Raw genomic sequence first — 3,238 nt, forward strand, 5'->3', positions numbered from 1 at the left:
GGGGGGGGGGCGGGGGGGGGGGGGCGGCCGGGGCGCCCCCCCTCCCCCCCGGCCGGGGGCCCGGGCGCCCGGGCGCGGCGCCCCCCCCCCCCACGACACCGCCGCCGCCCGCTCGATCGTCGCCGAGGAACTGGCCAAATATCTGGCCGGACAGCGGATGGCCGAGGTCACCCCGACCGTGGCCGCGCTGCGCCAGCGCGCCGCCGAGGTGGTGGAAGCCGAACTGCTGCGGCTGGATTCGCGGCTGCCCGCGCTGGCCGACACCGAGCGTGACGAGGTCGCGCGCACGGTGCGCCGGGTGGTCGACAAGCTGCTGCACGCGCCGACGGTGCGGGTCAAGCAGCTGGCCTCGACCCCGGGCGGCGACAGCTACGCCGAGGCGCTGCGCGAGCTGTTCGAACTCACGCCCGGGGGGGCGGTGGCGGTGGGCGGGCCGTTGGTGATCCCCCCCATCGGGGGCGACCGCACCGCGGGCCTGGCCGACGACTTCACCCCAGGGCACACCCTTGGCCTGGACAACCACCTCGGTGAGGAGGAGACCCCGGCATGACCGTCGCGCAGGAAGAGGGCAATGTGACCGCGCTGCGGACCGGCGCCCCGTTACGCATCGGCACCCGTGGCAGCCTGCTGGCGATGACCCAGGCGGGCACCGTGCGCGACGCGCTGATCGCGGCGGGCCACCCGGCCGAGCTGGTGGTGGTCAAGACGCCCGGCGACCTGTCCGCCGACCCGGTGGCCAAGATCGGCGTCGGGGTGTTCACCTCCGCCCTGCGCGACGAGCTGCTGGCCGGCTCCATCGATCTGGCCGTGCACTCCTACAAAGACCTGCCGACCGCGCCGGACCCGCGTTTCACCATCGCCGCCATCCCGCCCCGCGAGGACCCGCGCGACGCGCTGGTCGCCCGCGACGGCCTCGTCCTCGGTGAGCTGCCGGCCGGATCCACCGTGGGCACCTCGGCCCCGCGCCGGATGGCCCAGCTGCGCGCGCTCGGTCTCGGCCTGGAGATCGTGCCGCTGCGCGGCAATGTGGAGAGACGGCTGAACATGGTCACCTCCGGCGAGCTCGACGCCGTGGTGCTGGCGCGGGCGGGCCTGGCGCGCATCGGCCGCACCGAGGTGGTCACCGAGGCGCTGGAGCCGGTGCAGGTGTTGCCCGCTCCGGCGCAGGGGGCGCTTGCGGTGGAATGCCGCAGCGAGGACGTCGCGCTGGCCGAGGCGCTGGCCGGGCTCGACGACGCCGCGACGAGAGCCGCGGTGGCGGCCGAGCGCGCGCTGCTGGCCGAACTGGAAGCCGGATGCACCGCGCCGGTGGGGGCGCTGGCCGAGGTCGTCGAATCGCTCGACGACGACGGCAGGGTCGTCGAGGAGCTGTCGCTGCGCGGTTGCGCCGCCGCGATCGACGGCTCGGAGGTGCTGCGCGCCTCGGTGGTCGGCGACCCGACGCGGGCGGCCGAGCTAGGCCGCGAGCTGGCTCGTGAACTGCTGGAACTCGGTGCGCGCGAGCTGCTCGCCGCCGAGGCGGGCCTGCCAGACACAGACTTCAGCAATCCCAGTCCGATGGAGAACCCTCAATGAGCCGAGCCACCAAGAAGCACCCCGGTCGGATCCTGTTCGTCGGGTCGGGACCCGGCGACCCGGCGCTGCTCACCGTGCGTGCGCGCGAGGTGCTCGGCAGGGCGACGCTGGCCTTCACCGACCCCGATGTCGACAAGGGCGTCCTCGCGCTGATCGGCAGCCAGGTCGAGGAACTCGAGGACGGTACCCGTCCGGTGGACGTGCGCCCCGCCCTCGGTGAGCCCGCCGAGGTCGCCAAGACGCTCATCGCCGAGGCGCGCGCGGGCCACGATGTGGTGCGTGTGGTCGCGGGCGACCCGCTGACCACCGACTCGGTGATCACCGAGGTCACCACCGTGACCCGCTCGCACATGGTGTTCGAGGTGCTGCCCGGTCTGCCCACCGGCTCGGCGGTGCCGAGTTACGCGGGCATCGCGCTCGGCTCCGGCCACACCGAGGCCGATGTGCGCGGCGAGGTCGACTGGGCCGCGCTGGCCGCCGCCCCCGGCCCGCTGGTGCTGCACGCGACCTCCGGCCACCTGGCCGAGACCGCCAGCGCGCTGGTCGAGCACGGCATGGCCTCGCAGACCCCGGTCGCGGTGACCGTGCGCGGCACCACCCGCCAGCAGCGCACCATCGAGGCCACCCTGGCCACCCTGAACAGCACCGCCTCCGAGCTGGTCGGACCGCTGGTGCTGACCATCGGCAAGGCGGTCGCCACCCGCTCGAAGATGTCGTGGTGGGAGTCGCGCGCGCTCTACGGCTGGACCGTGCTGGTGCCGCGCACCAAGGACCAGGCCGCCGAGATGAGCGAGCGGCTGGTCACCCACGGCGCCATCCCGATGGAGGTGCCCACCATCGCCGTCGAGCCGCCGCGCAGTCCCGCGCAGATGGAGCGCGCGGTCAAGGGCCTGGTCGACGGCCGCTACCAGTGGGTGGTTTTCACCTCGACCAACGCGGTGCGCGCGGTCTGGGAGAAGTTCGCCGAGTTCGGCCTCGACGCCCGCGCCTTCTCCGGCGTGAAGATCGCCTGCGTGGGCGAGGCGACCGCGGACAAGGTGCGCTCCTTCGGCATCAACCCCGAACTGGTGCCCTCCGGCGAGCAGTCCTCCGAGGGCCTGCTGGCCGACTTCCCGCCCTACGACGACGTCTTCGACCCGGTGAACCGGGTGTTGCTGCCGCGCGCCGACATCGCCACCGAGACCCTGGCCGAGGGCCTGCGCGATCGCGGCTGGGAGATCGACGACGTCACGGCCTACCGCACGGTGCGCGCCTCGCCGCCGCCCGCGGAGACCCGCGAGATGATCAAGACCGGCGGTTTCGACGCGGTCCTGTTCACCTCCTCCTCGACGGTCCGCAACCTGGTCGGCATCGCGGGCAAGCCGCACGCGCGCACCATCGTGGCGTGTATCGGCCCGAAGACCGCCGAGACCGCCGTGGAGTTCGGTCTGCGCGTGGACGTGCAGCCCGAGGTCGCCCAGGTGGGCCCGCTGGTGGAGGCGCTGGCCGAGCACGCCGCCCGGTTGCGCGCCGAGGGGCTGTTGCCGCCGCCGCGCAAGAAGAGCCGCCGCAGCCGGTAGGCCCCGCCCGTCGCGACGACCGACGGCGGGCCCCCCCCCCCCCGGGGGGGGGGGGGGGGGGTTTTGGGGGGCGGGGGGGGGGGCCGGGGGCGGGGCGGCAAAGT

2 protein-coding genes and 1 pseudogene are annotated in these 3,238 nt (G+C 74.7%); all 3 read left to right on the forward strand.

The window, feature by feature from the left end:
• A pseudogene (locus QH283_RS26350) lies at positions 1 to 550 on the forward strand (hypothetical protein); the annotation flags it as partial.
• On the forward strand, positions 547 to 1,575 hold the full coding sequence (gene hemC / locus QH283_RS26355; RefSeq protein ID WP_280505630.1) for a hydroxymethylbilane synthase: 1,029 nt from the start codon (positions 547 to 549) through the stop codon (positions 1,573 to 1,575). The pseudogene QH283_RS26350 and the gene hemC, both read left to right, overlap by 4 nt.
• Positions 1,572 to 3,134 (forward strand): bifunctional uroporphyrinogen-III C-methyltransferase/uroporphyrinogen-III synthase, encoded by a 1,563-nt coding sequence (locus QH283_RS26360; RefSeq protein WP_280505631.1) that lies wholly within the window; start codon positions 1,572 to 1,574, stop codon positions 3,132 to 3,134. The genes hemC and QH283_RS26360 overlap by 4 nt, the downstream gene beginning before the upstream one ends.
• Positions 3,135 to 3,238 lie beyond the last annotated feature (104 nt).

The organism is Nocardia farcinica, assembly GCF_029867845.1.
Lineage (GTDB): Bacteria > Actinomycetota > Actinomycetes > Mycobacteriales > Mycobacteriaceae > Nocardia > Nocardia farcinica_A.

What these genes read in the sequence shown, in the direction of transcription:
- hemC (WP_280505630.1), top strand. Translation starts at nt 547, where the DNA reads ATGACCGTCGCGCAGGAAGAGGGCAATGTGACCGCGCTGCGGACCGGC.
- QH283_RS26360 (WP_280505631.1), top strand. Translation starts at nt 1,572, where the DNA reads ATGAGCCGAGCCACCAAGAAGCACCCCGGTCGGATCCTGTTCGTCGGG.